Origin of the sequence: Acrocarpospora macrocephala, assembly GCF_009687865.1 — a bacterium.
GTDB lineage: Bacteria > Actinomycetota > Actinomycetes > Streptosporangiales > Streptosporangiaceae > Acrocarpospora > Acrocarpospora macrocephala.
This window is the reverse complement of the sequence record NZ_BLAE01000065.1, coordinates 1-26841: the sequence shown is the minus strand read 5'-3', so window position 1 is coordinate 26841 and position 26841 is coordinate 1. Positions and strand designations below refer to the sequence as shown.

Genomic DNA, 26841 nt, shown 5'->3' with positions numbered 1-26841 from the left:
TCAGGGCAGTTCCGTCAGGACGTGCTCGGCGGCGACGCACGGGTCGGCCTGCGGTTCGATGTCGCGGAGACCGCAGGCCACGCGGCGCAGCAGGTCGCGGAAGGCCGCCCGCTGCCGCTCGTCGAGCCCGCCCAGGAGGCTCTCCTCGGCCTCGCGGACCCGCTGTTCGAGTTCGGCGAGGGTGCGTTCGCCCAGCGGGGTGACGACGATCTTCCTGGCCCGGCGGTCGGCGGGGTTCAACTGGCGTTCGACCAGGCCGGCCTTGACGAGGTCGTCGATGAGGTAGGTCATCACGGTGCGGTCGATGCTCAGGTGGGCGGCCAGGGCGGCCTGGGTGGGCTGGTCGCCGTGGACCACCGTGGACAGGATCTGGTAGCCGCGCATGGCGTGCGGGAGTTCCCCGAGCAGCGGGGTCACCGAGCCGTGATACGCGGACAGGAGCACGCCGAGATGCCAGCCGAAGTCGCCGTCCGCGCGCCCCTCCTGAGGTGTCATGGCGAAATATTACCCAGGGAAGCGCTGTTCGACAAAACATCGGCGATGAATATAGTTTGTGGGACAACTCATCTGGATTGCAGAGCGCATCGCTCGGAAGGAGAGGCGGACGGATGCCCGACTACGGCCACGACCTGATCTTCGGGTCCTTCATCACCCCGGTGAACGCCGCGCCGCAGCAGGTCGTGGACCTGGCGCGGGCGTCGGAGGCCGCGGGTCTGGACCTGGCGACTTTCCAGGACCACCCCTACCAGCCGGGGTTCCTCGACACCTGGACGCTGCTGTCCTATGTCGCCTCGCAAACCGAGCGCATCCATGTCTCGGCCAACGTCCTCAACCTCCCGCTGCGCCCGCCGGCCGTGCTGGCGCGGGCGGCGGCGAGCCTGGACCTGCTGTCCGGTGGGCGCCTCGAGCTCGGCCTGGGCGCGGGCGGCTTCTGGGACGCGATCGGCGCGATGGGCGGGCGGCGGCTGACTCCCGCCCAGGGGGTGCAGGCCCTGAGCGAGGCCATCGACATCATCCGCGGCATCTGGGACGCCGACAACAACTCGATCTTGCGGGTGGACGGGACGTACTACCAGGTCGACGGTGCCAAGCGCGGTCCCGCCCCGGCGCATGACATCGGGATCTGGGTGGGGGCCTACAAGCCGAAGATGCTCCGGCTGACCGGGGGCAAGGCCGATGGGTGGCTGCCGTCCCTGCCGTACCTGAAGGGCGGCCTGGACGAGATCGCCACGAGCAACGCGATCATCGACGAGGCCGCCGCCCAGGCCGGGCGCGACCCCTCGGCGGTCCGCCGCCTGCTCAACATCGGCGGCCGGTTCGGCCCGGCCGGGGACGGGTTCCTGTCCGGCCCACCCCAGCAGTGGGTCGAGCAGCTGGCCGTCCTGACCCTGGAGTACGGATTCTCCGGCTACATCCTCATGGGCGACGACCCGGCCGCCATCCAGATCTTCGGCCAGGAGGTGGCCCCCGCGCTGCGGGAGCTGGTCGCCGCCGAACGTGGGACCGCCCAGGGCATCGTGCCGAGCGTCTCCATCCGCGACCGCCGCCACCCGGATATCGACTACGACAGCCTCCCGGCCTCCCTCGCGGGCGCGGCGATCGAACCGGGCGACCCCGGATACGCCGCCGTCCGGTCCACCTACCTGCGGGGCGGCTCGCCGGGCCTGGTCCTGCGGCCCCGCACCGTGGACGAGGTGGCGGACGCGCTGGCCTTCGCCCGGCGGCAGCCCGTGAAACTGTCGATCCGCAGCGGCGGGCACGGCATCGGCGGCCGGTCCACCAACCGCGGCGGCATCGTCATCGACCTGGCGAAACTCCATCAGATCGAGGTCCTGGACAAGGAGACGCGCCGGATCCGCGTCGAGCCGGGCGCGCGATGGAGCGAGGTGGCCGCCGCGCTCGCCCCGCACGGGTGGGCGCTCAGCTCCGGGGACTACGGCGGGGTCGGCGTCGGTGGCCTCGCCACCTCGGGCGGCATCGGCTGGCTGGTCCGCGAGCACGGCCTGACCATCGACCACCTGCGCGCCGTCGACATCGTCCTGGCCGACGGCAGCCTCACCCGCGCCAGCGAGACCGAGAACGCCGACCTGTTCTGGGCGGTGCGCGGCGCGGGGGCGAACTTCGGCATCGTCACCTCCTTCGAGTTCGAGGCGGACGAGGTCGGCGACGTGGGATTCGGGCAGCTGGTGCTCGACGCCAGCGACACCGCCGGGTTCCTGGAACGCTGGGGGGCCGCGGTGGAGGCCGCGCCACGGGATCTCACCAGCTTCCTCATCATCGGGCGGCCACGGCCGGGGCAGCCGGTCGTCGCCCAGGTCATGGCCGTGGTCGACAGCGACGACCCCGACACGATCATCGACAGGATCCAGCCCCTGGCCGATGCCGGGCCGCTGCTGGACCACGCCATCCAGCGCGTGCCGTACCCGGCGATCATGGCGGCTCCGCCCGCCACGCACGAAGCGCAGGGCGAACCTGTGACCCGCTCCGGGCTCGTCGGTCACATCACCCCCGAATTCGCCGCCGCCGCGACGGACCTGATCATGAGCGGGGAGTCCTACTTCTTCCAGATCCGCTCGGTCGGCGGGGCCGTGGCCGACGTCGCCCCCGACGCCACCGCCTACGCTCACCGCTCGGCGAACTTCCAGGTCGTCGCCTTCGGCTCCAGCCGCACCCGGCTGGACCGGGCCTGGGACGCGTTGCACCACCACCTCACCGGCCTCTACATCAACTTCGAGACCGACCTGCGCCCCGAGCGCCTCACCGACGCCTACCCCACCGGGACCCTCGAGCGGCTGCGCGCGCTGAAACTCCGCTACGACCCCGACAACGTCTTCCGCGACAACTTCAACGTTCCGCCTCGGGATCCAGGAACGCCGCCGCCTGCAGGGTGAAAAGTTCTGAATAGCGGCCGCCGGAGGCCATCAGCTCCTGGTGGCTCCCGCGCTCCTCGATCTCGCCGCCGTGCAGCACGTAGATGTGGTCGGCCGACCGCACGGTGGAGAACCGGTGCGAGATGAGCAGCACCGTACGCCCCCGGAACAGCTCGCGGATCCGCTCGAACAGGTCGTGCTCGGCGCGCGCGTCGAGGGACGCGGTGGGCTCGTCGAGCACGATGAACGGCGCGTCGCGGAAGAACGCGCGCGCCAGCGCGACCCGCTGCCACTGCCCGACCGACAGGTCCGTGCCCCCTGTGAACTCCTTGCCGAGAACCGTCTCGTACGCCTCCGGCAGCCGGGAGAGGAACTCGTCGGCATCGGCCAGGCGCGCCGAATCCCGGATCGCCTCGATGTCGTCCAGCCGCTCATGACGGCCGAAACCAATGTTCTCCCTGCCACTCAGGTGGTACTGGACGAAGTCCTGAAATATCACGGTGATGAAGTCGCGGAGGGCTTCCTCGTCGCAGGTGGCGGTGTCCGTGCCGTCCCACCAGATGCGTCCCGAGGTCGGGTGGTAGAGCTGGGCGAGCAGCTTGGCCAGCGTCGTCTTGCCGGAGCCGTTCTCGCCGACCAGCGCGGTCACCTCCCCGGCCTTGATCGTCAGCGACACGTTCCGCAACGCCGCCGCCGTGCTGCCGGGGTAGACGAAGGTGACCTCCTCGGCCCGGAGCTCGCGGAAGGCGGGCAGGCGCGTGCCCCGGTCTCGCGGGAGCGCGTCCCCTTGCGCCAGGAACTCCTCGTAGTCCTGGACGAAGAGCGACGCCTCGTACAGTTGCGCCACGCTCATCCCGGTCATGGCGAGCGTGCTCGCCATCTGGATGAGGGCCGCCGCGGCCACCCCGGCCGAGGCCAGGTCCAGGCGGCCGTTGACGTACAGCCAGGCGAGCACCGCGAACGTCACGGCGGTGAGGAACGCGGAGCTGAGGCTGCCGAGCAGGGAACGGCGCAGCCGTTGCCTGGCCACCGCGCGCAACTCGCGGACGCGCTCGGCGCCCAGCCGGTCGTACCGGCCGCGCAGGTATCCGCCGAGACCGAACGCCCGCACCTCCTTGACCGGCTGCCGGTCGGTGAACAGCGCGGCCAGGTAATGCCGCGCCCGGTCCAGCGGCGTCATCCCGACGAAGAACCGGTACGTGTCCTGGCTGTTCTTCCTGGTGACGATCCACAGCGGCAGCGCGGTGACGGCCAGCAGCGGCACCAGCAGCGGTTGCAGCACCAGCAGGACCGCCACCGCGCCCGCCGCGCCCGCCGTCGCCCGGGCCAGCCCGAACAGGCCGTGCACCATCCCCATGGACCGCACTCCCGCGCTCATCGACGCGCGCTGGAGGCGATTGAAGAACGCCGGGGATTCGAACTCCGCCAGGTCGACGCGCGCCGCGACGTCCAGGACGCTGCTCTGGGCGTGCTGCGTCACCAGCTCTCTGAGCAATCCGCTCTGCTCCTGCTCGGCCGCCGACGCGAACCGCTGCAAGGCTCCCACGAGCACCAGCGCGACCACGCTCGGGATGACGGCGCCCAGCCCCGCCGTACTCCCCAGCAGAGCCTCCAGCACCTCACGCCCGATCAGCAGCTGGACGAAGGTGGCCACCCCGTTGAACACCTGGAGCCCGCACGAGATCAGCAACTCCCGGGGCCCCGCCCGCCAGGTGAGCCGGAACGAGGCCCCCACCAGCCGGGGTAATCGCCGCCAGTCGCGCGGCCCGTCCGCGCCCCGGACGAAGTCATCGATCGTGAACCGCTCGGGAGCCTTGCCATTCCCGGGTGGCTTTGTAGCACCGTGAGCGGAAATTTCCGGCTTATCCACCGTCCGAGCGTGACATCAGGACGGCCGCATGACCACCGATTTCACCCGGTGCCGGCTGCGGGGCGTGCCCGTACGCCGTCGAGGGCGATGCCCAGCACCCGCTCGCGCTGCGCCTCGTCCGCGAAGGCGCCGGCGGTGATGCCGCTGACCAGCCGCAGCACGTCGTCGAAGCTGGCGTCCGCGCGGGCCTCGCCGGCCTGCTGGGCCCGGGCGAGCAGGGGCTCTCCCGCGCCGTACATGGCGACCCTGCAGGTACGGAACATCTCGGACTCGCGGTTGAGCGCCTCGTAGATGGCCCGCTTGGTGGCCACGTACGAGACGAAACGGCGCAGCCAGGTGACCAGGGCCTCCCACGGGGGGAGTTCGGCGACCTGTTCCGCCGCCGCGCAGAGGTCCTCGACCTCGCCGACGTACACGCTCTCGAACAGGTCCTGGCGGGTCGGGAAGTTGCGGTAGAGCGTGCCGATCCCGACGCCCGCGCGGCGGGCGATGTCCTCCAGCGAGGCCTCGGCGCCCTTCTCGGCGAACGCCTCGCGGGCGGCGCTGAGCAGGGCGTCGAAGTTGCGCCGCGCGTCGGCCCGGTGCGGGCGGCGAACCGCGACGGCCTTGTCTGTCATCGTCTTCCTCCCTGACCCGCGACTTGTACCGGAGGTATGCCTCCGCTATTGTGGAGGTATGCCTCAACTTTAGCAGGCATCTCTTCAACGATGCCCGCCGGCAGGTATCGATCATCCCGCGCTCTCAGCGTCGAAGGATTTCTCAATGACAAGCAGGACCTCGTCTACACGGCTGACCTTTGTGGCGCTCTCGGCCGCCGTGGCCTCCTTCTCGATTTTGCAGTCCCTGGTCAGCCCCGTGCTGCCCACCATCCAGCATGACCTGAACACCAGCCAGAGCACCGTGACCTGGGTGCTGACCGCGTGGCTGCTGTCGGCCTCGGTCGCGACCCCCCTGCTGGGCAGGATCGGCGACATGATCGGCAAGGAGCGCACGCTCCTCATCTCCCTGGGTGCGATCGCGGTCGGCTGCCTTACTGCCGCGCTGGCCCCGACCATCGGGGTGCTGATCGCGGGCCGCGTGATCCAAGGACTTGGCGCAGCCGTCTTCCCCATGGCGTTCGGCATCATCCGCGACGAGTTCCCCGCCCGGCGGGTGCCCTCGATGATCGGCGTCCTGTCGGCCGTCATCGCGGTGGGAGGCGGTCTTGGCATCGTCCTGGCCGGCCCGATCGTCGAAACGCTGAACTGGCGGTGGTTGTTCGGGATCCCGGTGATCATTGTCGGGGTGACCGCGATATTGACCCACCGGTACGTCCCGGAGTCCCCGGTGCGCACGCCTGGGCGGATCGACTGGCTGGCCGCGGTCTTGCTGTCGGGATGGCTGGTGGCGCTGCTGATCCCGCTCAGCGAAGCGTCGTCGTGGGGCTGGAGTTCGCCCGCCACGATCGGGTTGTTCGCCCTCGCCGCGGCCCTGTTCGCGCTGTGGATCCGGGTCGAGCTGCGCTCGATCCACCCGCTGATCGACATGCGCATGATGCGCCTGCCGGCCGTCTGGACGACCAACCTGACGGCGTTGCTGTTCGGGGCGAGCATGTTCCCGGTCTACGCGTTCCTGCCGATCTTCATGCAGATCCCGTCGGCCACCGGTTACGGCCTCGGCTCCAGCGTCACCGAAGCGGGGCTGCTGATGCTGCCCATGCTCGTCACCATGGCCGTCGCGGGAGTGCTCAGCGGTCCGATCGCGCCGATCATCGGCGCCAAGGGGCAGCTGGTGCTCGGTTCGATGCTCAGCGTCCTGACGAGCGCCTCCTTCGCGATCTTTCACGACCAGCCGTGGCAGCTCGCGACGGCCGGCGGGGTCTTCGGCTTCGGCCTCGGCCTGGCCTACGCCGCCATGACCAACCTGATCGTGCAGAGCGTCCCGGCCCACCAGACCGGCACCGCCAGCGGCATGAACGCCAACATCCGCACCATCGGCGGCTCGATCGGCACGGCCGTGGTCAGCACCACCATCACCGCGCGCCTCCTGCCGGGCGGCCTGCCCTACGAGACCGGCTTCACCAGCGCCTTCGTGCTGGTGGCCGTGACCTCGGCGATCACCGTCGGGGTGGCGCTCCTGGTGCCGGCCGCCCGTAGCCGCAGGGCACCCGAGACGGCCGCGGAACCGCTCGTCGCCTCTACCCGCTAGGTCCCCCGAGCGGGGGAGGAGCGAGCTCCGCCGGGGCGTTACGCTGCGGACATGGGGCTCAGGCGCCGGATGGCCGCGTCGTACGTGCTGGTGACGGCGGCGGCCGTGCTGGTGGTGGAGGCGGCCCTGCTGGGGGTCTTCGTGCCGTCGCTGCTGGGCGACTCCGACCTGCGGAACCGCCTGCAGAGCCTGGCCACTCAGGACGCGAAGATTCTCAGTCTCACCATCAGCAAGATCAGTTCCGATAACCCCAAGCTGGGGATACCCAGCCTGCTGTTCCTGGCGCAGCGGGAGGCGGGACCCCTGGTCTCGCTCCAGGGCACCAGGCTCGACAACCAGGGCATCCAGATCGTGTCCGCCAAGGGGACATCTCCGGACAAGCCCATCGAGGTGCTGGCCGACCCCGACGGCCGGATCGTGGCCAGCTCGGCCGTGGACGCCTACCCTCCCGGCGGCGTGCTCGACGTGCCCGTCGTCAGCGGCGGCGGGCAGGGCAAGGCGCGGACGGGGAACGTCATGTGGTGGGTGCACCCGGTCCTGATCAGCCACTCCAGCGGCGGGAAACCGTACGAGATCGCCGGATACGTCTACGCCGAGGCGCCGGCGGACTACACCGGTTCCACCGGCGCGGCCGACGCGCTGACGCCCCTGATCGCCCCGGGCGCGCTGGTGCTGGCCCTGGTCGTGCCGGTCGGGCTGATCTTCGGGCTGCTGAGCACGCGGCGGCTGATCAGCCGGGTGCGGCGGCTGGCCGACGTCACCGGCGCGGTCGCCCAGGGTGACTTCCGCCCGCGGGTGGCGGTGACCGGCGGGGACGAGGTGGGCCAGCTGGAGGAGTCGTTCAACCGGATGACCGAACGGCTGGAGTCGGCCCTGGACGCCGAGCGGGCGGCCGGGCAGGCCGAGGCGCGGCAGGCCGAGCGGGCCAGGATCGCCCGCGAGCTGCACGACTCCATCTCCCAGGACCTGTTCTCGCTGAGCCTGCTGGCCGCCGGGATGCGCCGGGCCGCCCCCGACCGGCTGCGGCGCGAGTCCGAGGCGATGGAGAGCACCGCGACCAGGGCGATGCGGGAGATGCAGGCCCTCCTGCTGGAACTGCGCCCGGTCGCGCTGGAGGACGCCGGTCTGGTGCCCGCGATCGAGGAGCTGTGCCGGGCCTACACGAGCAGGCTCGGGCTGCCCGTGCACACCCGGCTCGACGAGGTGCCGCTCCCGCCGCCCGCCGAGCACGCCGTGCTGCGCCTGGTCCAGGAGGCGCTCAGCAACGCGATCAAGCACGCCGATCCGGCCTCGGTGGAGGTACGGCTCTCGCGGTCCCCGGACGGCGTCCGCGTGGAGATCCAGGACGACGGGGCGGGTTTCGACCCGTCGGAGGCCGGCCACGGCATGGGGCTGCGGCTCATGCGCGAACGGGTGGAGGAGCTGGGCGGCGGCTTCGACCTGCGCACCGGACCCGGCCAGGGCACGACCGTCGTGGCCGTACTCAGGGAGCTGGCGTGATCAGGGTGCTGATCGTCGACGACCACGAGGTCGTACGGCAGGGCCTGCGGTTCGTCCTGGACCAGGAGGACGGCATCGAGGTCGCCGGCGAGTGCGCCGACGGCGCCCGCGCCCTGGTGGCGATCCCGGCGCTGCGGCCCGACGTGGTGCTGCTCGACATGGTGATGCCCGGCGTGGACGGCCTGGCCGTCCTGCGCGACCTGGCGGGCGGCGGCCCGGCGGTGATCGTGCTGACCTCGTTCCTGGAGGACGAGCGGGTGATCGAGGCGGTCCGGCTCGGCGCGCTGTCCTACCTGTCGAAGACCACGGCCGTGGACCGGGTGGTGGAGGCGGTGCGGGCCGCCGCCGTGGGCGGCAGCGTGCTGGAGGCGGGCACCGCGGCGCTCCTGGTCGAGCGGGTCCGGCAGGGCCATCGCCGCAACCCGCTGGACCTGCTCACCCCGCGCGAGCTCCAGGTCCTCGCCGAGCTCACCCGGGGCCGCTCCAACGCCGACATCTGCCTGTCGCTGCGGCTCGGCCGGGAGACGGTCAAGACGCACGTGTCCAGCATTCTCACCAAGCTCGGCCTCGCCGACCGGACCCAGGCCGCCATCTTCGGCCTGCAGCAGGGCCTCGTCCCCCTGGACGAGGCCCTGGACGGCTAGACCGTTCGCAGCGCCTCCGCGGGGGCCAGCCGGGCGGCCCGCAGCGCCGGGTAAAGGCCCGCGACCGCGCCGACGGCCACCGCCACCAGCAGCCCGCCCCACAGCGCTTCTGGCGGAATCAGCACCTCCCAGCCGCGCGAGCGGGCCAGCGCGGCCGTCGCCGCGCAGCCGAGCAGCACCCCGCTCAGCCCGCCGAGGGCGCTCAGCACGAGCGACTCGGCCACGAACTGGCCCGCGACATGCCCCCGGGTCGCGCCCAGCGCCCGGCGCAGCCCGATCTCGCCGCGCCGCTCCAGCACCGAGATCACCATGATGTTGCCGATCCCGATCCCGCCCACGAGCAGCGCGATCGCGCCCAGGCCGAGGAAGAGCGTCCCGGCCGACTGGGCGACCGCGACGCGGGCGGTGAGGGCGTCCGACGGCCGGGTCACCTCCGTGCGCTCGGGGTTGGCCGGGTTCGCGGTCGCCCCGAGCAGCCCGGCCACCTGGTCCACACGTTCCTGCTGGGCGCGGACGTAGAGGCGGCTCGGGTGCCCGTCATAGCCGAACAGCTCCTCCGCGATCGGGAAGCCGATCAGGGCAGAACGGTCCACCTCGGGTGCGAACGGGAACGGGTCGAGAATCCCGGCGACGGTGAACCAGTGGCCGCCCAGCCATACCCGGGTGCCCGGGTCGACCCGGGTGACCCCGAGCGTCTTGGCCGCCTCGTAGCCGAGCACCGTGACCGGGTAGGCGGCGGTGGCCTGGTCGATGAACCGGCCCTGCCGTACCCGCCCGTCGAGGGTGGCCAGCAGCGACGCGTCGCAGGCGCGCACGGCCAGCCCGCCCGTCTGACCGGCGGGGACGAGATTCGAGCGATACACGTTCCTGGTGGCCAGCTGGGCCGTCGGCGCGACGTGGGCGACGCCCTCGACGCGGCGGATCATCAGGGTGGCCTCCGCGGGGAGCACCCGCTCGATCCCGCCGAAGTCGGTGCCGTTGGCGACGGTGAGCAGGTTGGTGCCCAGCCGGTCGATCTGGGCGAGCAGCGCGGACTGGCTGGAGCGGGTCACCCCGAGCACCGCCACGATGGCGGCGATCCCGATGGCGATCCCCAGCGCCGACAGCACCGCCCGGGTCCGCCGGGTGCGCAGCCCGAGCGTGCCCGTGGGCAGCAGGTCGGCGGCGAGCATTTTCGATGTGGGCGTCATCGGCTCACCCGCGTGGCGCGCACGACCAGGCCGTCGCGCAGTTCGACGCGGCGCGGGCAGGCGGTGGCCACCTCGGCGTCGTGCGTGACGATCACCAGCGTGGCGCCCTGCTCGTTGAGCTCGCGCAGCAGCGCGATGATCTCGGCGCCGCCTGCCGAGTCGAGGTTGCCGGTCGGCTCGTCGGCGAAGACGATGGCCGGGTCGCCGACCAGGGCGCGCGCGATCGCGACCCGCTGGCGTTCCCCGCCCGACAGTTTCGCCGCCCGGTGCCGGATCCGGTGGCCGAGCCCCACCCGCTCCAGCGCGCTCGCCGCCCGCTCCCGCCGCCGCCCGGCCCGTACGCCCCGGTAGAGCAGGCCGGTGGCGACGTTCTCCAGCGCGGTGAGGCTCTCGAGCAGGAAGAACCGCTGGAAGACCACCCCCACGTGGTGGGCCCGCAACCCGGCCAGCGCCCGGTCTCCCAGCTCCTGTACGGCATACCCGGCCAGCCGCACCGACCCGGACGTGGGCCGGTCCAGCGCGGCCATCAGATGCAGCAGCGTGGACTTGCCCGACCCCGACGGCCCAAGCACCGCCACCATCTCGCCTTCCCGCACCGCCAGGTCGATCCCCCGGACCGACTCGACCGGCGGCTCGCCGGGATACACCTTCCACACCTCGCGCAACTCCAGGACGGCGCTCATCCGGCGGGCACCTCCACCATCGTGCCCTCGCTCACACCGTCGATCTCGACCACCCCGGCCGTCTCGTCGAACAGGCCGACCCGCACCGGCACCTGGCGGCCGGCCACCACGACGGCGAACTCCCCGCCGGGCCGGGCCAGCAGCGCCACGATGGGCACGGCCAGCACGTCCTCGTGCACCTGGATGGTGACCGCGACCTGGACGAGCGACTGGTCCAGCCCCTTCGGGGCCTTGCCGGGCAGCCGGATCGTGATCGGTACGGTCGACAGGGTCTGCCCGTCCGACCCTGTCGTGGTGGTGGCCACGGGGCTGACCCGGCTCACCCGGCCGTCCCTGGCGGAGCCGTCCGGCAGCGTGATCTCCACCCGGTCGCCCGCCTTGACGCCCGACATCTGGGCGGGGTCGAGCTGCACGGTGACGGCGGGCACCGCGCTGGTGCCGTGCAGCACCCGGCCCTGGGCCGGCTCGCCGAGCTGGGCGTCGTGCCCGCTCACCCGCAGCGCCCTGGGCAGGAACACGACCTGGCCGAGCGGGACGCTCCCGGTGACGGGCAGGCGCGCGTCGTGCTGCCAGCGGCGGACCGCGTAGTAGGTGGCGAGGGAGAAGTGCCGATCGACCGTGAGGCCTTCGTAGCCGAGCGCGCGGAGGTTGGCCTCCAGTTGCTTGACGTCTGCGCCGTCGGTCATGCCGAGCGACAGCGGGCGCCAGGCGGGGCGGGAGCCGTACATGAGCCGGATCCCGCGGCCGCCCGCCTCATACAGCGTGCGGCCGCGCGTGATGACCGCCCCCAGAGCGGGCAGCCGGGTGATCGTCCCGCCGGCGCCGTGCACCTGGTAGTCGCCCTCGTAGGACAGCGTGCCGTTGACCTGGCCGCGCTGCGCGACATCGGTGCGGATCACCTCGGCGGAGCCGGTGGCGATGGCCGCGGCGGCGGGCGGCACGGGCTCCTGCCGCGTCAGCGCCCAGGCGCTCCCCGCCCCGGCCACCACGACGACTCCGGCCAGCGCCGCGACGCGCGGCCTCACTCCTTGCCCTTGTCGTCCGGCCCCGCGACCCGCAGGCTCTTGACCACGAAGTACTGCTTGCAGGCGTCGCGGGCGGGCAGCCAGGCGCGCTTGCCCAGGTCGTCGATGCGCTTGTTGACGTGGAAGACGCCCATGGAGTCGGGATCCGGCCAGTCGGTGACGCCGTGCTCCCGGAAGCACTGGGCCAGCTTCCTGAGCTGGTCCAGCTCGGCGGCGGTCGGCGGCTTCTGCCCGCCCTGGGCGGGCAACCTGTTCATGATGGACTTGCACGCCGTCTCCGCGCTCGCCGGCACTTTGACGGAGCTCTCCATCTTGATCTCGCCTTGTGCGTCGACGGTCGGATCGGGGAAGTTCGGCGCGCCGTTCGCGCGTACGCACCGGGCCAGCTCCCGGAACACCGCGAGATCGACCGACGGGCTGGGCGAACTCACCGCGCCTGGATCAGCGTTCGCCGCGCAGGCGGCGAGAAACGGGATGAGCAGCAGCGGCGCCGCTCGGTAAAGGGTCATACCCGCACACTCGCCGCTAGGCCCGCCCGGCACATCGCGCCGGAGCGGGGCGCACGCTCCCCCTCGTGGGGGAGATCGTTTTAGCTCATGTGATTAACTGACATGGGGGAACGGTAATGAAAGCGAGACACCGAATCTCGATCATATCCCGTATCACTTTGTTCACCGGCGCGGTGGCGGCTCTGTTGTGCGGGGCTCTGATCACCGCGCTCATGGTCACCGTCGACCGGTTCACGGTCGGATCCCTCACGGAGGAAATCCGCGCGGCCGGGGAGCGCGTGGCCATCCAGATGGGCCAGGGGCGGCTGGACTATCCCCTCGCCGATTACCCGCATCGCAACGTCCAGGTCGTCGACTCGCGGGGTGCGGTGATCGCCTCGACCCCGCAACTCCAGGGCAAGCCGGCCATGGCGAAATTCATCCCCGAACACAAGAGCGCCACCTCCGTCGTGTGCGGCGGGGTATTCCCCACCCGCCAGTGCGACATCGTGGTCGCGCAGCGGGCCCAGCGCGGGGACGAGCACTGGATCGTCTACGCCTCCTCCCCGACGATCGCCCCGTGGGCGGATCCGCAGCTGGCCGGGCTGATCGGGGGAGCCGTGGCGCTGCTCGCCGTGGGCATCACCTATCTGGGCAACCGCATCGCCACCGCCTCGCTCCGGCCGGTGAAGGCCATCCAGACGGAGCTCGACGAGATCAACGCGCACTGCCCCGGCCGCCGGGTGCCGGTGCCGCCCACCGACGACGAGATCCACGACCTGGCCACGAGCGTCAACCACACGCTGAGCCGCCTGCACGCCGCGCTGAAACAGCACCGCCAGATGGTCGCCGACGTCTCCCACGACCTGCGCACTCCGATCACGGCCATCCGCGCCGAGGTGGAGGACGCGCTCTACGCCCCCCAGGAGACCAGCGTGACCAGGCTGGGCTCGACCCTGATGGGCGGCCTCGACCGCCTGCAGGCGATCACGCACGACCTGGCGACCATGGCGAAGCTGGACTCCGGGGCGCCGGGCACGCGCGAGCCCATCGCGCTGTCCGAGCTCGTCGCCGCGGAACTGCGGCCGCGCCGCACCACCAAGCAGATCGAGTACGCGCTTGACCCGGACGTCCACGTAGCCGGGGATCGCGCCCAGCTGACCCGGCTGCTCGCCAGCCTCGTCGAGAACGCCGAACGGCACGCCCGCACCACGATCAAGGTCAGCGTCCGGAAGCAGCCGGGCGATCCCAGTGACGACCAGCGGTTCCCTGACGGCGTCGCGGTGCTGGAGGTGCTCGACGACGGGCCCGGCATCCCCCCGCACAAGCGGGAACTGGTCTTCCAGCGCTTCACCCGGCTGGACGCGGCCCGCACCAGGGACGCGGGCGGCGCGGGTCTCGGCCTGCCGATCGCCCGGCAGATCGCCGAAGCCCTGGGCGGCACCCTGCACATCGAGGACAGCCCCAGCGGCGCCCGCTTCGTCCTTTACCTGCCGATCCTCGCGGAAACAGAGCGGGCCTACTCGTAGGGTTCGACCGGCTGGGGAATCCCGGTGACCGAGATGGCGTCCAGTTCAGGGGCGACGGTCCCGACCGGAAGCTTGCCGGACTTGGGCTCTCGCCAGGTGCCGGTCACCTCGACCCAGGTGTTCTCCGGCGGCATGGCGGCGTCCAGAACGGCCACCTTCAGCGCGATCCCGTCGGCGGCGCAGCAGGCGATCTGGATCCGGGCCACATACCACCGGTCCTTCTTCTTGGCCGACGGCACGGCGAAGCCGGTGAGCTTCACCTGCCGCCCCGACAGCGACTTGGACGAATCGCCATAGGCCCGCCCGATGAACTCGCCTATGGTCATGTCGGTGACCTTCCCTGCGGGAAGAGTGTCGTACGCGTCCAGCGCGGCCACCGGCTGGGCCGGAGCATCCTCCGACTTCGCGGAGAACGCGCCGAGCGCGGGCGGGGCGATCAGGTAGATCGCGAACACCGGCAGCGTCAGCAGCCAGGCCACCCGCGGCGCATGCCCGTGATCGTGGTGATGCTCTGTTTCCGTGGATCCCCGCCACTCCTGGATCAGCCCGATGACGCCCAGCACGAACACCACCGCGCCCGCCGCGATCAGGAACGGCCGGAACCCCGGCTTCACGTAGTTCAGATATGTGGTGGACAGCGTCGTGATCCGCAACACCGCCCCGCCCAGCAACACCAGGATCATGCTCTGCGTCAGCCGGTTCACAGCAGAACCTCCCCGACCGCCATGCTGACGATCACCGCGAGAACGAAGGTCAGCGGGATGAACCGGGCGGCGAACCGCCGCCCGAAGGTCCCCGCCTGCAAAGCGATCAACTTCAGGTCCACCATCGGCCCCACCACCAGGAACGCCAGCTTCGCGGTCGGCGAGAACGCGGTCAGGGAGGCGGCCACGAACGCGTCCGCCTCCGAGCAGATCGACAGGATCACCGCCAGCGCGGCCAGCGCCAGCACCGAGAGCACCGGCACGCCCGCCACCGACTCCAGCCACGACCGCGGCACGATCACATTCATCGTCGCCGCGGTGGCCCCGCCGACGACCAGGAACCCGCCCGCGTGCAGGAAGTCATGCCCCATCGCGTCCTGAAAGGTCCGCCACTTCGACCCCTCACCCCCCGCGCGCGCGGGGATGCGCAGCCATTCGGCCCGCCCGAACCGCAACCACACCCACCCCGCCAGCACCGCCACCACCAGCGACGCCCCGAACCGGGCCACCGCCATCATCGGCTGCCCGGGGAAGGCCACCACCGTCGCCACGATGACCACCGGATTGATCGCCGGAGAGGCCAGCAGGAACGCCAGCGCCGCCGCCGGAGTCACCCCCCGCGACATCAGCCCCGAGGCGACCGGCACCGACGCGCACTCACATCCGGGCAGCACCGCCCCGGCCGCCCCCGCCACCGGCACCGCTAAAAAGGGCCGCCGGGGCAGCGCTCTGGTCCAGAACGAGGCGGGCACGAACGCGGTGATCGCCGCCGACAGCAGCACCCCGAAAACCAGGAACGGCAACGCCTGAACGCAGATGGCCACGAAGATCGTCGCCCACGCCTGCAACGCCGGAGCCGTCAGATACTGGGCGAACACCAACCGCCCGATGACCAGCAGGCCGACGACAACGGCGAATGCCCACGGTCCCACCGACGGCAGCGGCTGCCGCCGCCCCCATTCCGAAGGGGGGATCTCCTCGGAGGCATCGACCGTAGCCCGCTCAGACATGTGCCGATACTCCCAGATTTCGGCAAACTCGGTGACCCGGGTTCTACAAGCCCACGTCCCGGCGCATCAGGTCGTCGGGTTCCTCGCGGCGGACCACCAGGCGGGCACGCCCGCCGGAGATGGCGATGACGGGCGGGCGGCCGGTCATGTTGTAGGTGGAGGCCATCGAATGGTGGTAGGCGCCCGTGGCCGCGACCGCGATGAGGTCGCCGGGGCGGATGTCGGCGGGCAGTTCGGCGTCCTCGGCGAGGGTGTCGCCCGCCTCGCAGTGGTGGCCGACGATGGTCGCCGTACGGGTCGTCGCGCTGGAGCGCCTGCCCACCAGGCGGGCGGTGTACCGGGCGCCGTACAGGCAGGGGCGGGGGTTGTCGCTCATCCCTCCGTCGACGGCGACGAAGACGCGGGAGAGGCCTCGTTTGACGGCGATGACGCGGTAGAGGGTGAGCCCGGCGGGGCCGCTGACGGCCCGCCCCGGCTCGATGATCAGGCGCGGGGCGGGCAACCCGAGCCAGGCGGCGTGCGCCTGGACGGCGTCGCCGACGCGGCGGGCGTAACTCTCCAGGTCCAGGCCCTGCTCCCCGTCCAGGTAGGCGATGCCGTGGCCGCCGCCCAGATCGAGCTCGGGCAGCACGACCCCGTGCGCGTCCCTGATCCGGCCCAGCAACTCGATCAGGGTGCGCGCCGCCCGCTCGTACGGCTCGGGCGTGACGATCTGCGAACCGAGATGACAGTGCAGGCCCACAAGCTCAAGGGAACTCTGCCCGAGCGCCCGCGCGACCGCCTCCCCAGCGGCCCCCGAAGCGATCGACAGCCCGAACTTCTGGTCCTCCCCGCCGGTACGGATCGCGGGATGCGCCCCCGCGTCCACGTCGGGAATGACCCGGACGAGGATCTTCTGCCGCCGCCCGAAGGAAACGAGCGCGGCCAGGTGACCGATCTCGGCGAGGGTGTCCACCACGATCCGCCCCACCCCCGCGTCGAGGGCGGCGGACAGCTCCTGCGGAGTCTTGGCGTTGCCATGGAAGACGATCCGCTCGGCCGGGAAACCGACCGACCGGGCCACGGCGAGCTCGCCCCCGGACGCGACGTCCAGCCCGAGACCCTCCTCCCTGATCCAGCTCGCCATGGCCCGGCACAGGAACGCCTTGGCCGCGTACACCACCTCGGCCCCCGGCAGGGCCGCCCGGTAGGCGCGGCAGCGCTCGCGCAGGTCGGTCTCGTCGATGACGTACGCCGGGGTGCCGAAGCGGGCGGCGAGCTCCGTCATCGCCACGCCGCCGACCGTCGCGCCGCCGCCCGGTTCGAAACGGGTGCCCGCCGACCAGGGGCCGGTCCGGATGTGCGGCACGGACGCCTGATCCTGCTCGAGTACGCACATCACGCCACCCGCTGAACGGGAGCGACCATGGCCGCGGTGGGGTCGACCACGACGCCGGCGATGCCCAGGTCCTGGAGCAGGCCGCGCAGCCCGGCCTCGCTGATCCGCGTCCACGGCTGCTCGGTGCCCAGCACCTCGGCCAAGCGCGCCGACGACGAGAAGGCGACCGCGGTCCTCGTGCCCGAAGGGGTCCGGAACAGGCGCAGCGACAGGAACGACGCGCCTATCCGGATCGGGACGAATAGCGGGATGTCCATGACTTCCTCCAGCTGAGAACTCGTACAAAAGCGACGCTAAGCCCGCCGCTGGCCCATGGCCGCGATCCCTACGGGAAGCAGACGGCATGCCCGCGCATATTGACGCGACGTTGACGCGGGCTACCTGACGTCACCGAGCGCGTGCGTAACGTGGCCGTCGCAGGCTCGGTTACGTTCCGGGCATTCGGGGATGGAGTCAGTAAGGCCGTGTGCGGCCGGACGGGGGAGCGAGCGGCCGCACATCGCGAGGAGGCATCATGCACGCCGCAATCGGTGACAAGTTGATCGTCGAAGGCACCTACCACGGCGAACATCAGAAGATCGGCATCGTGACGGAGGTCCGTCACGCGGATGGCACGCCGCCCTACGTGGTCCGCTGGACGGACTCCAATGAGGAGACCCTGGTGTTCCCCGGGCCGGACGCGCGAGTGGTCGCGAAGGAGAGCTGACCCTAACCGGCGTTCGTTCGGCAGTCACCCCTGTCCATCCGACTATCCACGCGTATAGTATTTCCCACGAGGAAATAGTCGACTATACGTGTGAATAGGAGCCTGGATGGATCCTGAAGACCTCACCGCTCGCGCCCGGATCCGAGACGCGGCGATGCGGCACTTCGGCGAGCACGGCTACGAGCGGGCGACGATCCGCGGGATCGCCGAGACCGCCGGAGTGTCCCCCGGGCTCGTGCGCCATCACTTCGGCTCCAAGGAAGGGCTGCGCGAGGCGTGTGACGCGTACCTGATCAAGACCGTGCGCCGCCTCAACGAGGAGGCGCGGGAATTCCGCGCGCCCCGTGAACCGGGCATTATGGCCGCCGGCCGGGCGGAGGCGCGCCCGTACCTGCCGTATCTGGCCCGGGCGCTGGTCGAGGGATCGGCCGCGCCGCTGTTCGACGAGATGGTGCGGCTGAGCGAGGAGTGGCTCGCCGAAGGCGACCGCGCCCGCCCCGACCCGCCCGCCTCCGACCTCAGGACCCGGGCGGCGGTGGGCACCGCGATGGCGCTGTCCATCTCGGTCCTGCACCAGCACGTCTCCCGCGCCATCGGCGTGGACGTGTTCAGCCCGGAGGGAGACCTGCTGCTCGCCCGGGCCCTGATCGACATCTACTCCCATCCCCTCATGAGCCTGGAGGACGCCGCCCTGGCCAGGGCCGCCCTCGGCATCACCGACGACAAGTCAGGAGGACCACGATGAACGACGCCATATCAGCGACCGGGCTGGTCAAACGGTTTGGCCGGACCCGGGCGCTGGACGGCTTGAATCTCGCCGTGGCGGCGGGCGAGGTGCACGGTTTCCTGGGCCCCAACGGCGCGGGCAAGACCACCACCATCCGGGTGCTGCTCGGCCTGCTGCGCGCCGACGCCGGCCAGGTGCGGGTGCTCGGCGGCGACCCCTGGCAGGACGCGGTACGGCTCCACCACCGCCTGGCGTACGTGCCGGGCGAGGTCAACCTGTGGCCGAACCTGTCCGGCGGCGAGGCCATCGACCTGTTCGGCGACCTGCGCGGCGGCCTGGACAAGACCCGCCGCGCGGAACTGCTCGAGCGGTTCCAGCTGGACCCCACCAAACGCTGCCGCACCTACTCCAAGGGCAACAAGCAGAAGGTGGCGCTGATCGCCGCCTTCGCCTCCCGGGTGGAGCTGTTCATCCTGGACGAACCCACCTCCGGCCTCGACCCGCTGATGGAGGCGGCCTTCCAGCAGACCGTCCGCGAGGTGAGCGCCGACGGCGCCACCGTGCTGCTGTCCAGCCACATCTTCTCCGAGGTGGAGGCCCTCTGCTCCAAGGTCAGCATCATCAGGGACGGGGTGACCGTCGAATCCGGCACGCTGGCGAGCCTGCGCCACCTGACCAGGACCTCGGTCGCGGTCGAGGCCGCCGGGCCGATCAGCGGGCTGGCCGGGCTGCCCGGCGTGCACGACGTCGTCGCGAACGGCACCCAGACCCGCTTCGACGTGGATTCGCGGGATCTGCCGGGCGTGCTGCGGCACCTGGCCGGTTTCGAGGTGCACGCGCTCACCAGCCATCCCCCGACGCTGGAGGAGCTGTTCATGCGCCACTACGGAGTCGAGGCGTCCCGATGAACGCCTACGCGGGCACCGGGCGGCTGATCCGGCTGGCCGCGCGCCGCGACCGCGTCCAGCTGCCCATCTGGATCATCGGCGCCGCCGTCCTGATGGCGGCGGGCGCGGCGGCCGTCGCCGACGAGTTCCCCACCGAGGAGAGCCGGGTCACCGCGCTGCGCGGCGCCGGTGGCAGCCCCGCCGTCCTGCTGATGCGCGGCGCGCCCGTCGGCACCGACCTCGGCGCCATGCTGAACTTCCGCAACTTCGCGTCCATGCTGGTGCTGGCCGCGCTGATGAGCACGTTCGCCGTGGTCCGGCACACCCGGCGGAACGAGGAGACCGGGCGGGCCGAGCTGATCGGCGCGGGCAGCGTGGGCCGCCACGCCGGGCTGACCGCCGCGCTCGTCCTGGCGTTCGCGGCGAACCTCCTGCTCGGGGCGGCGCTGACCGGCACCCTGCTGGCGGCCGGGCTGCCCGCCAGTGGCTCGCTCGCGTTCGGCGCCGCGTGCGCCGTCACCGGCATGGCGTTCGCCGGGCTCGCCGCCGTCGCCGCGCAGCTGTTCCAGGGCGCCCGCGCCGCCAACGCCTTCGCCGCCACCTCCGTCGGGGTGGCCTACCTGCTCCGAGGCGTCGGCGACGCGCTCGGCGAGCGGGCCGCCGACGGCATCCAGGTGACCAGCGCCTGGCCGACCTGGCTGTCGCCGATCGGGTGGGGCATGGAGGTGCGCCCCTTCGGCGCGGAACGCTGGTGGGCGCTCGCCCTGCCGGTCGCGCTGCTCGCCGTCTGCGTCTACGGCGCGTTCGTCCTGGTCGACCGGCGGGACCTGGGCGCGGGCCTGATCCCCGACCGGCCAGGCCCGGCCGCCGGCTCGCGGGCGCTGCTCAGCCCGCTCGGGCTGGCCTGGCGGCTGCACCGCGCCTCCATCTTCGGCTGGGTGGCGGGCAGCGTCGTCTTCGGCGTCGGGATCGGCTCGCTCGGGGCCAGCGTGAACGACGCGATGACCGAGAATACGGGAGTCAACAAGCTGTTGAACCAGCTCGCCGGGAGCGGCGGAGCCGACCTGGTGGACGTGTACTTCGCCGCGATGATGAACGTGTTCGGGGTCCTGGCCGCCGGATTCGTCGTGCAGGCGCTGCTGCGGCTGCACACGGAGGAGGCCGGTGGACCGGCGGAGGCGGTGCTGGGCACTGCCGTCGGCCGGGTCCGGTGGGCGCTCTCGCACCTGGCCTGCGCGGCCGGGGGAGCTGCGGCCATGCTGGCGCTGGCCGGAGCCGGCGCGGGCCTCGCCGACGCGGCCGCCGGCGGAGACGAGGGAGTGGCCACCCTGACCGGTGCCGGGCTGGCCCAACTGCCCGCGGCCCTGACCGTGGCCGGATTCGTCGTGCTGGTGTTCGGCGGCCTGCCCCGCCTGGTCGTCACGCTGGCATGGGCCGCTTTGGCGCTGAGCATCGCCTGCGGCCTCCTCGGCGACGTCCTCGGCCTACCCCAAGCGGTCCGCGACCTGTCGCCGTTCAGCCACGTCCCGTCGATCCCGGCGGTGGACCTCACCCCAGGGCCGATCGCGGCACTGACGGCGGTGGCGGCGGCCCTGGCCGCAGCCGGTCTCATGCTGTTCCGCCGCCGGGACCTCGCCCCCTGATCAGGGCAGGGCTGTTTAATGCGAGACTGCCCCGTATGACCGACCCCCACCCGCTGATCCCCAACATGCGGCTGGACGAGCTGCTGTCCGAACTCCAGACCAGGCTCACCGCCGTCCTCGCCACCCGCGACCGAGTGCACGCCCTGCTCGAGGCCGTCGTCTCGATCGGCAGCGACCTGCAACTGGAGGTCGTGCTCCGGCGCATCGTCGAGACCGCCGTCCGCCTGGTGGACGCCGGCTATGGCGCGCTCGGCGTCATCGGCGAGGAGCGCACCCTGCTGGAATTCATCCCCGTCGGCCTCAGCGAGGAGGAGATCGCCCGCATCGAGCACTGGCCACACGGTCTCGGCCTGCTCGGCCTGCTCATCAAGGAACCCGCCCCGCTGCGGCTCGCCCGCATCTCCGACCACCCCGAGTCCTACGGCTTCCCGCCCGGCCACCCGCCCATGGGAACCTTCCTCGGCGTGCCCATCCGGGTGCGGGACGAGGTGTTCGGCAACCTCTACCTGACCGAGAAGCGCGGCGGGGCCGAGTTCGACGAGGAGGACCAGGCCGTCGTCACCGCGCTGGCCACCGCCGCCGGTGTCGCCATCGAGAACGCCCGGCTGTACGAGGAGACCCGCCGCAGGGAGATCTGGCTCCAGGCCTCCACCGAGGTCACCACCAGCCTGCTGTCGGGTGAGGACGTCGACACCGTCCTCACCCAGGTGGCCCGCCGGGTCCGCGAGATGGCCGACGCCGACGTCACCACCATCCTGTTCCCCGCCGGCGACGCCCTCCGCGTGGTGATCGCCGAAGGCGCCGACGGGCTCGTCGGCACCCAGGCCGATCTGACCGACTCGCTCCCCGGCCAGGCCTACGTCAGCGGCGAACCCTGCATGGTCAGCGACCAGGGCGCGTCTGGCATCGGCGCGGCGGCGGCCGTCCCGCTCGGCGCCGCCGGGTCCGTACGCGGCGTGCTGTCGCTGGGCAAACGCCCCGGCAGGTTCCCGTTCACCCCATCCATGCTGCGCATGCTGCACGCCTTCGCCGGACAGGCCGCCATCGCCCTGGAACTGGCCGAAGTCCGCCAGGACGCCGAACGCCTGAGCCTGCTGGAGGACCGCGACCGCATCGCCAAGGACCTGCACGACGTCGTCATCCAGCGGCTGTTCGCGGTCGCCATGACCCTGATGAGCACGGTCAGGCTGGTCGAACGCCCGGAGGCGTCCGGGCGGCTGCGCCACGCGATCGACGAGCTGGACGAGACCATCCGGCAGATCCGCTCCACCATCTTCGCCCTGCAGGTCCCCCGCGACGACGACGAGCCGAGCCTGCGCGCCAGGATCGTGGACCTGGTGGAGAGCGCCCGCGGCCACCTCGGCTTCATGCCCGGGCTACGCCTGGAAGGCCCGCTCGACAACGCGGTGCCCGCACCGGTCGCCGCCCACGTGCTCGCCGTACTCCAGGAAGCCCTCTCCAACCTGGTACGGCACGCCAAAGCCTCCCGCGCGGACGTCTCCGCCGAGGTCGCCGACGGCCAGATCATCCTGCTGGTGGAGGACAACGGCATCGGCCTGCCCGGCGACGGCCGCAGAAGCGGCCTGCGCAACCTGGAGGAACGCGCCGCCCAGCTCGGCGGCTCCTTCCAGGCAGACGCGCCCGCCGCCGGCGGCACCCGGCTGACCTGGAGCGTCCCGCTTACTCCGGCCGTTCAGCCTTGAGCCGGGCCGCCAGGGCCGCCGCCTGCGTACGGCGCTGCATGCTGAGCTTGCTCAGCAGGTTGGAGACGTAGTTCTTCACGGTCTTCTCCGCCAGGAACATCCGCTCGCCGATCTGCCGGTTGGTGAGACCCTCGCCGATCAGCTCCAGGATGTGGCGCTCCTGCTCCGACAGCGCGGCCAGCGGATCCTTCTTGGTCGCCTGATCGCGTAACCGCTGCAACATGGCGGCGGTGGTCCGCGGATCCAGCAGCGACTCGCCCCTGGCCACCGTACGCACCGCGCCCACCAGATCCGAGCCGTGGATCTGCTTCAGCACGTAGCCGGAGGCCCCCGCCATGACGGCGGTGAACAGGGCGTCGTCGTCGGCGTACGAGGTCAGCATCAGGCAGGCCAGCGACGGCACCCGGGACCGCACCTCCCGGCACACGTCCACGCCGCTGCCGTCGGGCAGTCGCACGTCCAGGACCGCCACGTCGGGCACGAGCGCCGGAATGCGGGCCAGCGCGGATTCGGCGGTTCCGGCCTCACCGACGATCTCGATGTCGTCCTCAGCGGACAGCAGGGCCGCGACACCGCGGCGGACCACCTCATGGTCGTCGACCAGAAACACGCGAATCATGACTCTGAACTTAAGCCCCCGTTCGACTTTGTGGGTAGGGACAAAGGTCCCTACCCGATCATCCTGGCAACGGAGAGGCTCAGCGACATGGACACCCTGGAGAGAGTGCACGCCTACTGGCGCGCCGCCAACTACCTGGCGGTCGGGCAGATCTACCTGCTGGACAACCCCCTGCTGGCCGAGCCGCTGCGCCCGGCCCACATCAAGCCGCGCCTGCTCGGCCACTGGGGCACCACACCCGGCCTGAACTTCTGCTTCGCCCACCTCAACCGGGTGATCGCCGAACGCGGCCAGGACATGATCTACATCGCCGGGCCGGGCCACGGCGGCCCCGCCGCGGTCGCGCACTCCTGGCTGGAAGGCTCCTACACCGAGACCTACCCCGCGATCACCCAGGACGCCGAGGGCATGCGGAAGCTCTTCCGCCAGTTCTCCTTCCCGGGCGGCATCCCCAGCCACGTCGCGCCCGAGACACCGGGCTCCATCCACGAGGGCGGCGAGCTCGGCTACTCCCTCGCGCACGCCTACGGCGCCGCCTTCGACAACCCCGACCTGGTGGTGGCCTGCGTCATCGGCGACGGCGAGGCCGAAACCGGCCCGCTGGCCGCCAGCTGGCACTCCAACAAGTTCCTCGACCCGTCCCGCGACGGCGCCGTCCTGCCCATCCTGCACCTCAACGGCTACAAGATCGCCAACCCCACGATCCTGTCCAGGATCCCCGAACCCGACCTGCTCAACCTCCTGGAGGGGTACGGCTACCGCCCCCACATCGTCGCCGGCCACGACCCCGCCGTCATGCACGGCCTCATGGCCGACACCCTGGACCAGGTCCTCGACGAGATCGCGGACTTCCAGGCCGGCCGCGCCGCGCGGCTGCCGATGATCGTGTTGCGTACCCCCAAGGGCTGGACGGGCCCGCGCGAGGTCGACGGCCGGCCCGTCGAGGGAACCTGGCGCTCCCACCAGGTGCCGCTGGCCGCGGTACGGGACAACCCCGCGCACCTGGCGTTGCTGGAGGAGTGGATGCGCTCCTACCGGCCCGAGGAGCTGTTCGACGCCGAAGGACGCCCGGTTGCCGAGATCCTGCAGACCGTGCCGGCGGGCCCGCTCCGGATGAGCGCCAGCCCGCACGCCAACGGGGGAGAGCTGCTGCGCCCGCTGGTGCTGCCCGACTTCCGGGAGTACGCCGTCGAGGTGCCCGAGCCCGGGACCGCGACGACCGAGCCGACCCGCGTGCTCGGCCGGTTCCTGCGCGACGTCATCGCCGCCAACCCCGACACCTTCCGGCTGATGGGCCCCGACGAGACCGACTCCAACCGGCTCTCGGCCGTCTTCGAGGTCACCGACCGCGCCTGGAACGCCGAGATCCTCCCCGTCGACGAGAACCTGGCGCCGGGCGGGCGGGTCATGGAGGTCCTGTCCGAGCACCTGTGCCAGGGCTGGCTGGAGGGCTACCTCCTCACCGGCAGGCACGGCCTGTTCAACTGCTACGAGGCCTTCATCCACATCGTCGACGCCATGTTCAACCAGCACGCCAAATGGCTCGACGCCACCAGGAAGATCGCCTGGCGCCGACCGGTCGCCTCGCTCAACTACCTGCTCTCCTCGCACGTCTGGCGCCAGGACCACAACGGCTTCAGCCACCAGGACCCCGGCTTCCTCGACGTCGTCGTCAACAAGAAGGCCTCCGTCGTCCGCGTCTACCTGCCGCCGGACGCCAACACCCTGCTCTCGGTCGGCGACCACTGCCTGCGCTCCCGCGACTACGTCAACGTGATCGTGGCCGGGAAGCAGCCGGTCCTCGACCTGTTCACCATGGAGGAGGCGATCGCCCACTGCACCCGCGGCCTCGGCATCGTCGAATGGGCCTCCAACGACGCCGGCGCCGAGCCCGATGTGGTGCTCGCCTGCGCCGGAGACGTGCCCACCCTGGAAGTCCTCGCCGCCGCCGCCCTGCTCCGCGAACACCTTCCCCAGCTGAAGGTGCGCGTGGTCAACGTCGTCGACCTCATGCGCCTGCAACCCCCGTCCGAACACCCGCACGGCATGCCCGACGCCGAATTCGACGCCATCTTCACCCCCGACAAGCCGGTCGTCTTCAACTTCCACGGCTACCCGTCACTCATCCACGGCCTCACCTACCGCCGCACCGGCCACGACAACATCCACGTCCGCGGCTACAAGGAGGAGGGCACCACGACCACCCCCTTCGACATGGCCATGCTCAACGACATCGACCGCTACCACCTGGTCATGGACGTCATCGACCGCGTCCCGGGCCTGCGCGTGGAAGCCGCCCACCTACGCCAGCACATGTCAGACGCCCGCCTCCACGCCCGCGCCCACACCCGCGCCTACGGCGAGGACACCCCGGAAATCCGCGACTGGACCTGGCCCGGGGACATGTAAGTCGTCAGCATGTCGAATGGAACAGCCCGCCCACGGCCGTCGTCGCGGCCAATCGGTTATATCGCCCGACCGCGGCCGTGGTCTCCTCCACGAACACCTCGACGCCCTTCTCCTCAAGCATGGCCAGCGTCTCGGGACACGTCTGGAGCACCAGCCGCATCCCTCGTGACAGCACGATCACCTGGCTGCCACGCTCAAGCAGCTCCTCGACATCGGCGGGCTGAATCCCCGGAGAATGCCGCGTCCCCGTCTCACTCCAGTCCCAAGCCCGCCCACCACCCGGGTAGAGCTTGAAGTCCTTACCTTCACCCACTCCCTCGACGACCATTCGACCCCACGAAATGTGGGTGATCAGCGGGGACCGAACATCCATAAGTGACTCCGGAATCCAGAGAGGCGAACACCTGATACTCCCGAACAGAGGAGATCGCCGCCAAGTCGGCGAGGCTGCGCGGCCCAGGTTGCCTTTCTCAATGCATCCCCCCACAGTGAAGACTGACCCGTCAGGATCGGCCGCAACGGGGATGGCGCATGGCGTCGCGGGTCCGCTGGCTTTCCTCTCGCTGGCTTGCGCCCGCGGATGGGCCGTTCCCGGCCAGTACGACGCGATCCGCCATGTGTCCCAGTGGCTGCTCGGCTGGAAGGCCGCCGGAGCCTGGCAGTGGCCCACATCTGTCAGCGGCAGCGAACTGGACGTTGGCTCCGCCCATCCGTCTGGCCGCCAGGACGCTTGGTGCTACGAGTTAACTGAACTAAATCATGAGTTTTCGCAGTTCAGGGGCATGTTGGCGGTGTCTCTGTTAGCGTCCCGCCTCATGGTCGGTGGGAATGATCAGCTGGATCTGGCGAGGGTGGTCGTACTCGATTTGGGACGGCTGGCCGAGACCGGGAATGCATGGGAGCCGTTCCAGCTGCTGGATGCTGACGGTGTACTGGTGGAGCCGGTGGCTGTTTTCTTCGCCGGGCTCCAGGCGGAGGAAAAGTCGGTTTCGACGCTGAGAGCCTACGGCAACGACTTGTTGCTGTGGTGGCGGTGGCTGGCGGCTGTCGGGGTTGCGTGGAACCACGC

The 26841-nt window shown here is 71.2% G+C and carries 25 protein-coding genes; 12 read left to right on the top strand and 13 right to left on the bottom strand.

The window, feature by feature from the left end:
- Complete coding sequence (locus Amac_RS41960) at positions 1-495, bottom strand: MarR family winged helix-turn-helix transcriptional regulator (RefSeq protein ID WP_155360011.1); 495 nt, start codon at positions 493-495, stop codon at positions 1-3.
- A 113-nt stretch (positions 496-608) separates the two neighbouring features.
- Here Amac_RS41960 and Amac_RS41955 point away from each other — a divergent pair, with 113 nt between their 5' ends.
- Positions 609-2891 (top strand): LLM class flavin-dependent oxidoreductase, encoded by a 2283-nt coding sequence (locus tag Amac_RS41955; RefSeq protein ID WP_155360010.1) that lies wholly within the window; start codon positions 609-611, stop codon positions 2889-2891.
- Here Amac_RS41955 and Amac_RS41950 read toward each other — a convergent pair.
- Together Amac_RS41950 and Amac_RS41945 are read right to left on the bottom strand one after the other, a co-directional pair.
- Positions 2845-4740, bottom strand: a complete 1896-nt coding sequence (locus Amac_RS41950; RefSeq protein WP_155360009.1) for an ABC transporter ATP-binding protein — start codon at positions 4738-4740, stop codon at positions 2845-2847. The genes Amac_RS41955 and Amac_RS41950 overlap by 47 nt on opposite strands.
- Before the next feature lie 41 nt (positions 4741-4781).
- Positions 4782-5357 carry a TetR/AcrR family transcriptional regulator gene (locus tag Amac_RS41945; RefSeq protein ID WP_155360008.1) on the bottom strand — a complete coding sequence of 192 codons (576 nt, stop codon included), beginning with the start codon at positions 5355-5357 and terminating at the stop codon, positions 4782-4784.
- Positions 5358-5502: 145 nt separating this feature from the next.
- On the opposite strand from Amac_RS41945, the gene Amac_RS41940 reads away from it, so the two are divergent.
- From Amac_RS41940 to Amac_RS41930, 3 genes are read left to right on the top strand one after another with little or no spacing between them, the layout of a single operon-like run.
- The gene (locus Amac_RS41940) at positions 5503-6927 is read left to right on the top strand and encodes an MFS transporter (RefSeq protein WP_155360007.1); all 1425 of its coding nucleotides are present in this window, start codon (positions 5503-5505) and stop codon (positions 6925-6927) included.
- Positions 6928-6978: 51 nt separating this feature from the next.
- Positions 6979-8427 (top strand): sensor histidine kinase, encoded by a 1449-nt coding sequence (locus Amac_RS41935; protein ID WP_155360006.1) that lies wholly within the window; start codon positions 6979-6981, stop codon positions 8425-8427.
- Positions 8424-9071: a response regulator transcription factor gene (locus Amac_RS41930; protein ID WP_246269052.1), complete on the top strand. Its 648-nt coding sequence runs from the start codon at positions 8424-8426 to the stop codon at positions 9069-9071. Before Amac_RS41935 ends, Amac_RS41930 begins: the two co-directional genes overlap by 4 nt.
- On the opposite strand, the gene Amac_RS41925 is transcribed toward Amac_RS41930, so the two are convergent.
- From Amac_RS41925 to Amac_RS41910, 4 genes are read right to left on the bottom strand one after another with little or no spacing between them, the layout of a single operon-like run.
- Positions 9068-10261 carry an ABC transporter permease gene (locus Amac_RS41925; protein ID WP_155360005.1) on the bottom strand — a complete coding sequence of 398 codons (1194 nt, stop codon included), beginning with the start codon at positions 10259-10261 and terminating at the stop codon, positions 9068-9070. The genes Amac_RS41930 and Amac_RS41925 overlap by 4 nt on opposite strands.
- The gene (locus tag Amac_RS41920; protein ID WP_155360004.1) at positions 10258-10944 is read right to left on the bottom strand and encodes an ABC transporter ATP-binding protein; all 687 of its coding nucleotides are present in this window, start codon (positions 10942-10944) and stop codon (positions 10258-10260) included. The genes Amac_RS41925 and Amac_RS41920 overlap by 4 nt, the downstream gene beginning before the upstream one ends.
- The gene (locus Amac_RS41915; RefSeq protein ID WP_155360003.1) at positions 10941-11969 is read right to left on the bottom strand and encodes a peptidoglycan-binding protein; all 1029 of its coding nucleotides are present in this window, start codon (positions 11967-11969) and stop codon (positions 10941-10943) included. The genes Amac_RS41920 and Amac_RS41915 overlap by 4 nt, the downstream gene beginning before the upstream one ends.
- Entirely contained in the window at positions 11966-12478 is a 513-nt protein-coding gene (locus Amac_RS41910) for a hypothetical protein (protein WP_155360002.1), read from the bottom strand. The genes Amac_RS41915 and Amac_RS41910 overlap by 4 nt, the downstream gene beginning before the upstream one ends.
- 158 nt (positions 12479-12636) lie before the next feature.
- Here Amac_RS41910 and Amac_RS41905 point away from each other — a divergent pair, with 158 nt between their 5' ends.
- The gene (locus Amac_RS41905; protein WP_170322934.1) at positions 12637-13986 is read left to right on the top strand and encodes a sensor histidine kinase; all 1350 of its coding nucleotides are present in this window, start codon (positions 12637-12639) and stop codon (positions 13984-13986) included.
- On the opposite strand, the gene Amac_RS41900 is transcribed toward Amac_RS41905, so the two are convergent.
- From Amac_RS41900 to Amac_RS41885, 4 genes are read right to left on the bottom strand one after another with little or no spacing between them, the layout of a single operon-like run.
- On the bottom strand, positions 13977-14690 hold the full coding sequence (locus Amac_RS41900; RefSeq protein WP_155360000.1) for a TIGR03943 family putative permease subunit: 714 nt from the start codon (positions 14688-14690) through the stop codon (positions 13977-13979). The two genes, Amac_RS41905 and Amac_RS41900, sit on opposite strands and share 10 nt — an antisense overlap.
- Positions 14687-15700 (bottom strand): permease, encoded by a 1014-nt coding sequence (locus Amac_RS41895; protein WP_155359999.1) that lies wholly within the window; start codon positions 15698-15700, stop codon positions 14687-14689. Before Amac_RS41895 ends, Amac_RS41900 begins: the two co-directional genes overlap by 4 nt.
- A gap of 43 nt (positions 15701-15743) precedes the next feature.
- Entirely contained in the window at positions 15744-17078 is a 1335-nt protein-coding gene (lysA, locus tag Amac_RS41890; protein WP_155359998.1) for a diaminopimelate decarboxylase, read from the bottom strand.
- Positions 17078-17335 carry an SAV_915 family protein gene (locus tag Amac_RS41885; protein ID WP_155359997.1) on the bottom strand — a complete coding sequence of 86 codons (258 nt, stop codon included), beginning with the start codon at positions 17333-17335 and terminating at the stop codon, positions 17078-17080. The genes lysA and Amac_RS41885 overlap by 1 nt, the downstream gene beginning before the upstream one ends.
- Positions 17336-17592: 257 nt before the next feature.
- Between Amac_RS41885 and Amac_RS41880 the strand changes: the two genes are divergently transcribed.
- The 5 genes from Amac_RS41880 to Amac_RS41860 all read left to right on the top strand — a co-directional run bounded on the left by Amac_RS41880 (position 17593) and on the right by Amac_RS41860 (position 22744).
- Positions 17593-17784 carry a DUF1918 domain-containing protein gene (locus Amac_RS41880; RefSeq protein ID WP_155359996.1) on the top strand — a complete coding sequence of 64 codons (192 nt, stop codon included), beginning with the start codon at positions 17593-17595 and terminating at the stop codon, positions 17782-17784.
- A 106-nt stretch (positions 17785-17890) separates the two neighbouring features.
- Positions 17891-18529, top strand: a complete 639-nt coding sequence (locus tag Amac_RS57555; protein ID WP_155359995.1) for a TetR/AcrR family transcriptional regulator — start codon at positions 17891-17893, stop codon at positions 18527-18529.
- On the top strand, positions 18526-19419 hold the full coding sequence (locus tag Amac_RS41870) for an ABC transporter ATP-binding protein (protein WP_155359994.1): 894 nt from the start codon (positions 18526-18528) through the stop codon (positions 19417-19419). The genes Amac_RS57555 and Amac_RS41870 overlap by 4 nt, the downstream gene beginning before the upstream one ends.
- The gene (locus Amac_RS41865; protein ID WP_155359993.1) at positions 19416-21041 is read left to right on the top strand and encodes an ABC transporter permease; all 1626 of its coding nucleotides are present in this window, start codon (positions 19416-19418) and stop codon (positions 21039-21041) included. The genes Amac_RS41870 and Amac_RS41865 overlap by 4 nt, the downstream gene beginning before the upstream one ends.
- A gap of 35 nt (positions 21042-21076) precedes the next feature.
- Positions 21077-22744, top strand: a complete 1668-nt coding sequence (locus tag Amac_RS41860; RefSeq protein ID WP_155359992.1) for a sensor histidine kinase — start codon at positions 21077-21079, stop codon at positions 22742-22744.
- On the opposite strand, the gene Amac_RS41855 is transcribed toward Amac_RS41860, so the two are convergent.
- Positions 22722-23363 (bottom strand): response regulator, encoded by a 642-nt coding sequence (locus tag Amac_RS41855; protein WP_155359991.1) that lies wholly within the window; start codon positions 23361-23363, stop codon positions 22722-22724. The genes Amac_RS41860 and Amac_RS41855 overlap by 23 nt on opposite strands.
- A 60-nt stretch (positions 23364-23423) precedes the next feature.
- Here Amac_RS41855 and Amac_RS41850 point away from each other — a divergent pair, with 60 nt between their 5' ends.
- Positions 23424-25772: a phosphoketolase family protein gene (locus Amac_RS41850; RefSeq protein ID WP_281356402.1), complete on the top strand. Its 2349-nt coding sequence runs from the start codon at positions 23424-23426 to the stop codon at positions 25770-25772.
- A 4-nt stretch (positions 25773-25776) separates the two neighbouring features.
- On the opposite strand, the gene Amac_RS41845 is transcribed toward Amac_RS41850, so the two are convergent.
- Entirely contained in the window at positions 25777-26145 is a 369-nt protein-coding gene (locus Amac_RS41845; RefSeq protein ID WP_155359989.1) for an Mth938-like domain-containing protein, read from the bottom strand.
- Positions 26146-26260: 115 nt separating this feature from the next.
- Here Amac_RS41845 and Amac_RS41840 point away from each other — a divergent pair.
- Positions 26261-26841: lanthionine synthetase LanC family protein (locus tag Amac_RS41840; protein ID WP_281356401.1), on the top strand; the 581-nt coding region annotated here is incomplete at its 3' end.

Excerpts from the sequence above, each read along its gene's own strand:
- Amac_RS41885 (WP_155359997.1), bottom strand. The coding sequence starts at position 17,335 with ATGGACATCCCGCTATTCGTCCCGATCCGGATAGGCGCGTCGTTCCTG.
- Amac_RS41935 (WP_155360006.1), top strand. The coding sequence starts at position 6,979 with ATGGGGCTCAGGCGCCGGATGGCCGCGTCGTACGTGCTGGTGACGGCG.
- Amac_RS41960 (WP_155360011.1), bottom strand. The coding sequence starts at position 495 with ATGACACCTCAGGAGGGGCGCGCGGACGGCGACTTCGGCTGGCATCTC.
- lysA (WP_155359998.1), bottom strand. The coding sequence starts at position 17,078 with ATGTGCGTACTCGAGCAGGATCAGGCGTCCGTGCCGCACATCCGGACC.
- Amac_RS41955 (WP_155360010.1), top strand. The coding sequence starts at position 609 with ATGCCCGACTACGGCCACGACCTGATCTTCGGGTCCTTCATCACCCCG.
- Amac_RS41870 (WP_155359994.1), top strand. The coding sequence starts at position 18,526 with ATGAACGACGCCATATCAGCGACCGGGCTGGTCAAACGGTTTGGCCGG.
- Amac_RS41845 (WP_155359989.1), bottom strand. The coding sequence starts at position 26,145 with ATGGATGTTCGGTCCCCGCTGATCACCCACATTTCGTGGGGTCGAATG.
- Amac_RS41940 (WP_155360007.1), top strand. The coding sequence starts at position 5,503 with ATGACAAGCAGGACCTCGTCTACACGGCTGACCTTTGTGGCGCTCTCG.
- Amac_RS41895 (WP_155359999.1), bottom strand. The coding sequence starts at position 15,700 with ATGTCTGAGCGGGCTACGGTCGATGCCTCCGAGGAGATCCCCCCTTCG.
- Amac_RS41855 (WP_155359991.1), bottom strand. The coding sequence starts at position 23,363 with ATGATTCGCGTGTTTCTGGTCGACGACCATGAGGTGGTCCGCCGCGGT.
- Amac_RS41910 (WP_155360002.1), bottom strand. The coding sequence starts at position 12,478 with ATGACCCTTTACCGAGCGGCGCCGCTGCTGCTCATCCCGTTTCTCGCC.
- Amac_RS41945 (WP_155360008.1), bottom strand. The coding sequence starts at position 5,357 with ATGACAGACAAGGCCGTCGCGGTTCGCCGCCCGCACCGGGCCGACGCG.
- Amac_RS41925 (WP_155360005.1), bottom strand. The coding sequence starts at position 10,261 with ATGACGCCCACATCGAAAATGCTCGCCGCCGACCTGCTGCCCACGGGC.
- Amac_RS41865 (WP_155359993.1), top strand. The coding sequence starts at position 19,416 with ATGAACGCCTACGCGGGCACCGGGCGGCTGATCCGGCTGGCCGCGCGC.
- Amac_RS41880 (WP_155359996.1), top strand. The coding sequence starts at position 17,593 with ATGCACGCCGCAATCGGTGACAAGTTGATCGTCGAAGGCACCTACCAC.
- Amac_RS57555 (WP_155359995.1), top strand. The coding sequence starts at position 17,891 with ATGGATCCTGAAGACCTCACCGCTCGCGCCCGGATCCGAGACGCGGCG.
- Amac_RS41860 (WP_155359992.1), top strand. The coding sequence starts at position 21,077 with ATGACCGACCCCCACCCGCTGATCCCCAACATGCGGCTGGACGAGCTG.
- Amac_RS41920 (WP_155360004.1), bottom strand. The coding sequence starts at position 10,944 with ATGAGCGCCGTCCTGGAGTTGCGCGAGGTGTGGAAGGTGTATCCCGGC.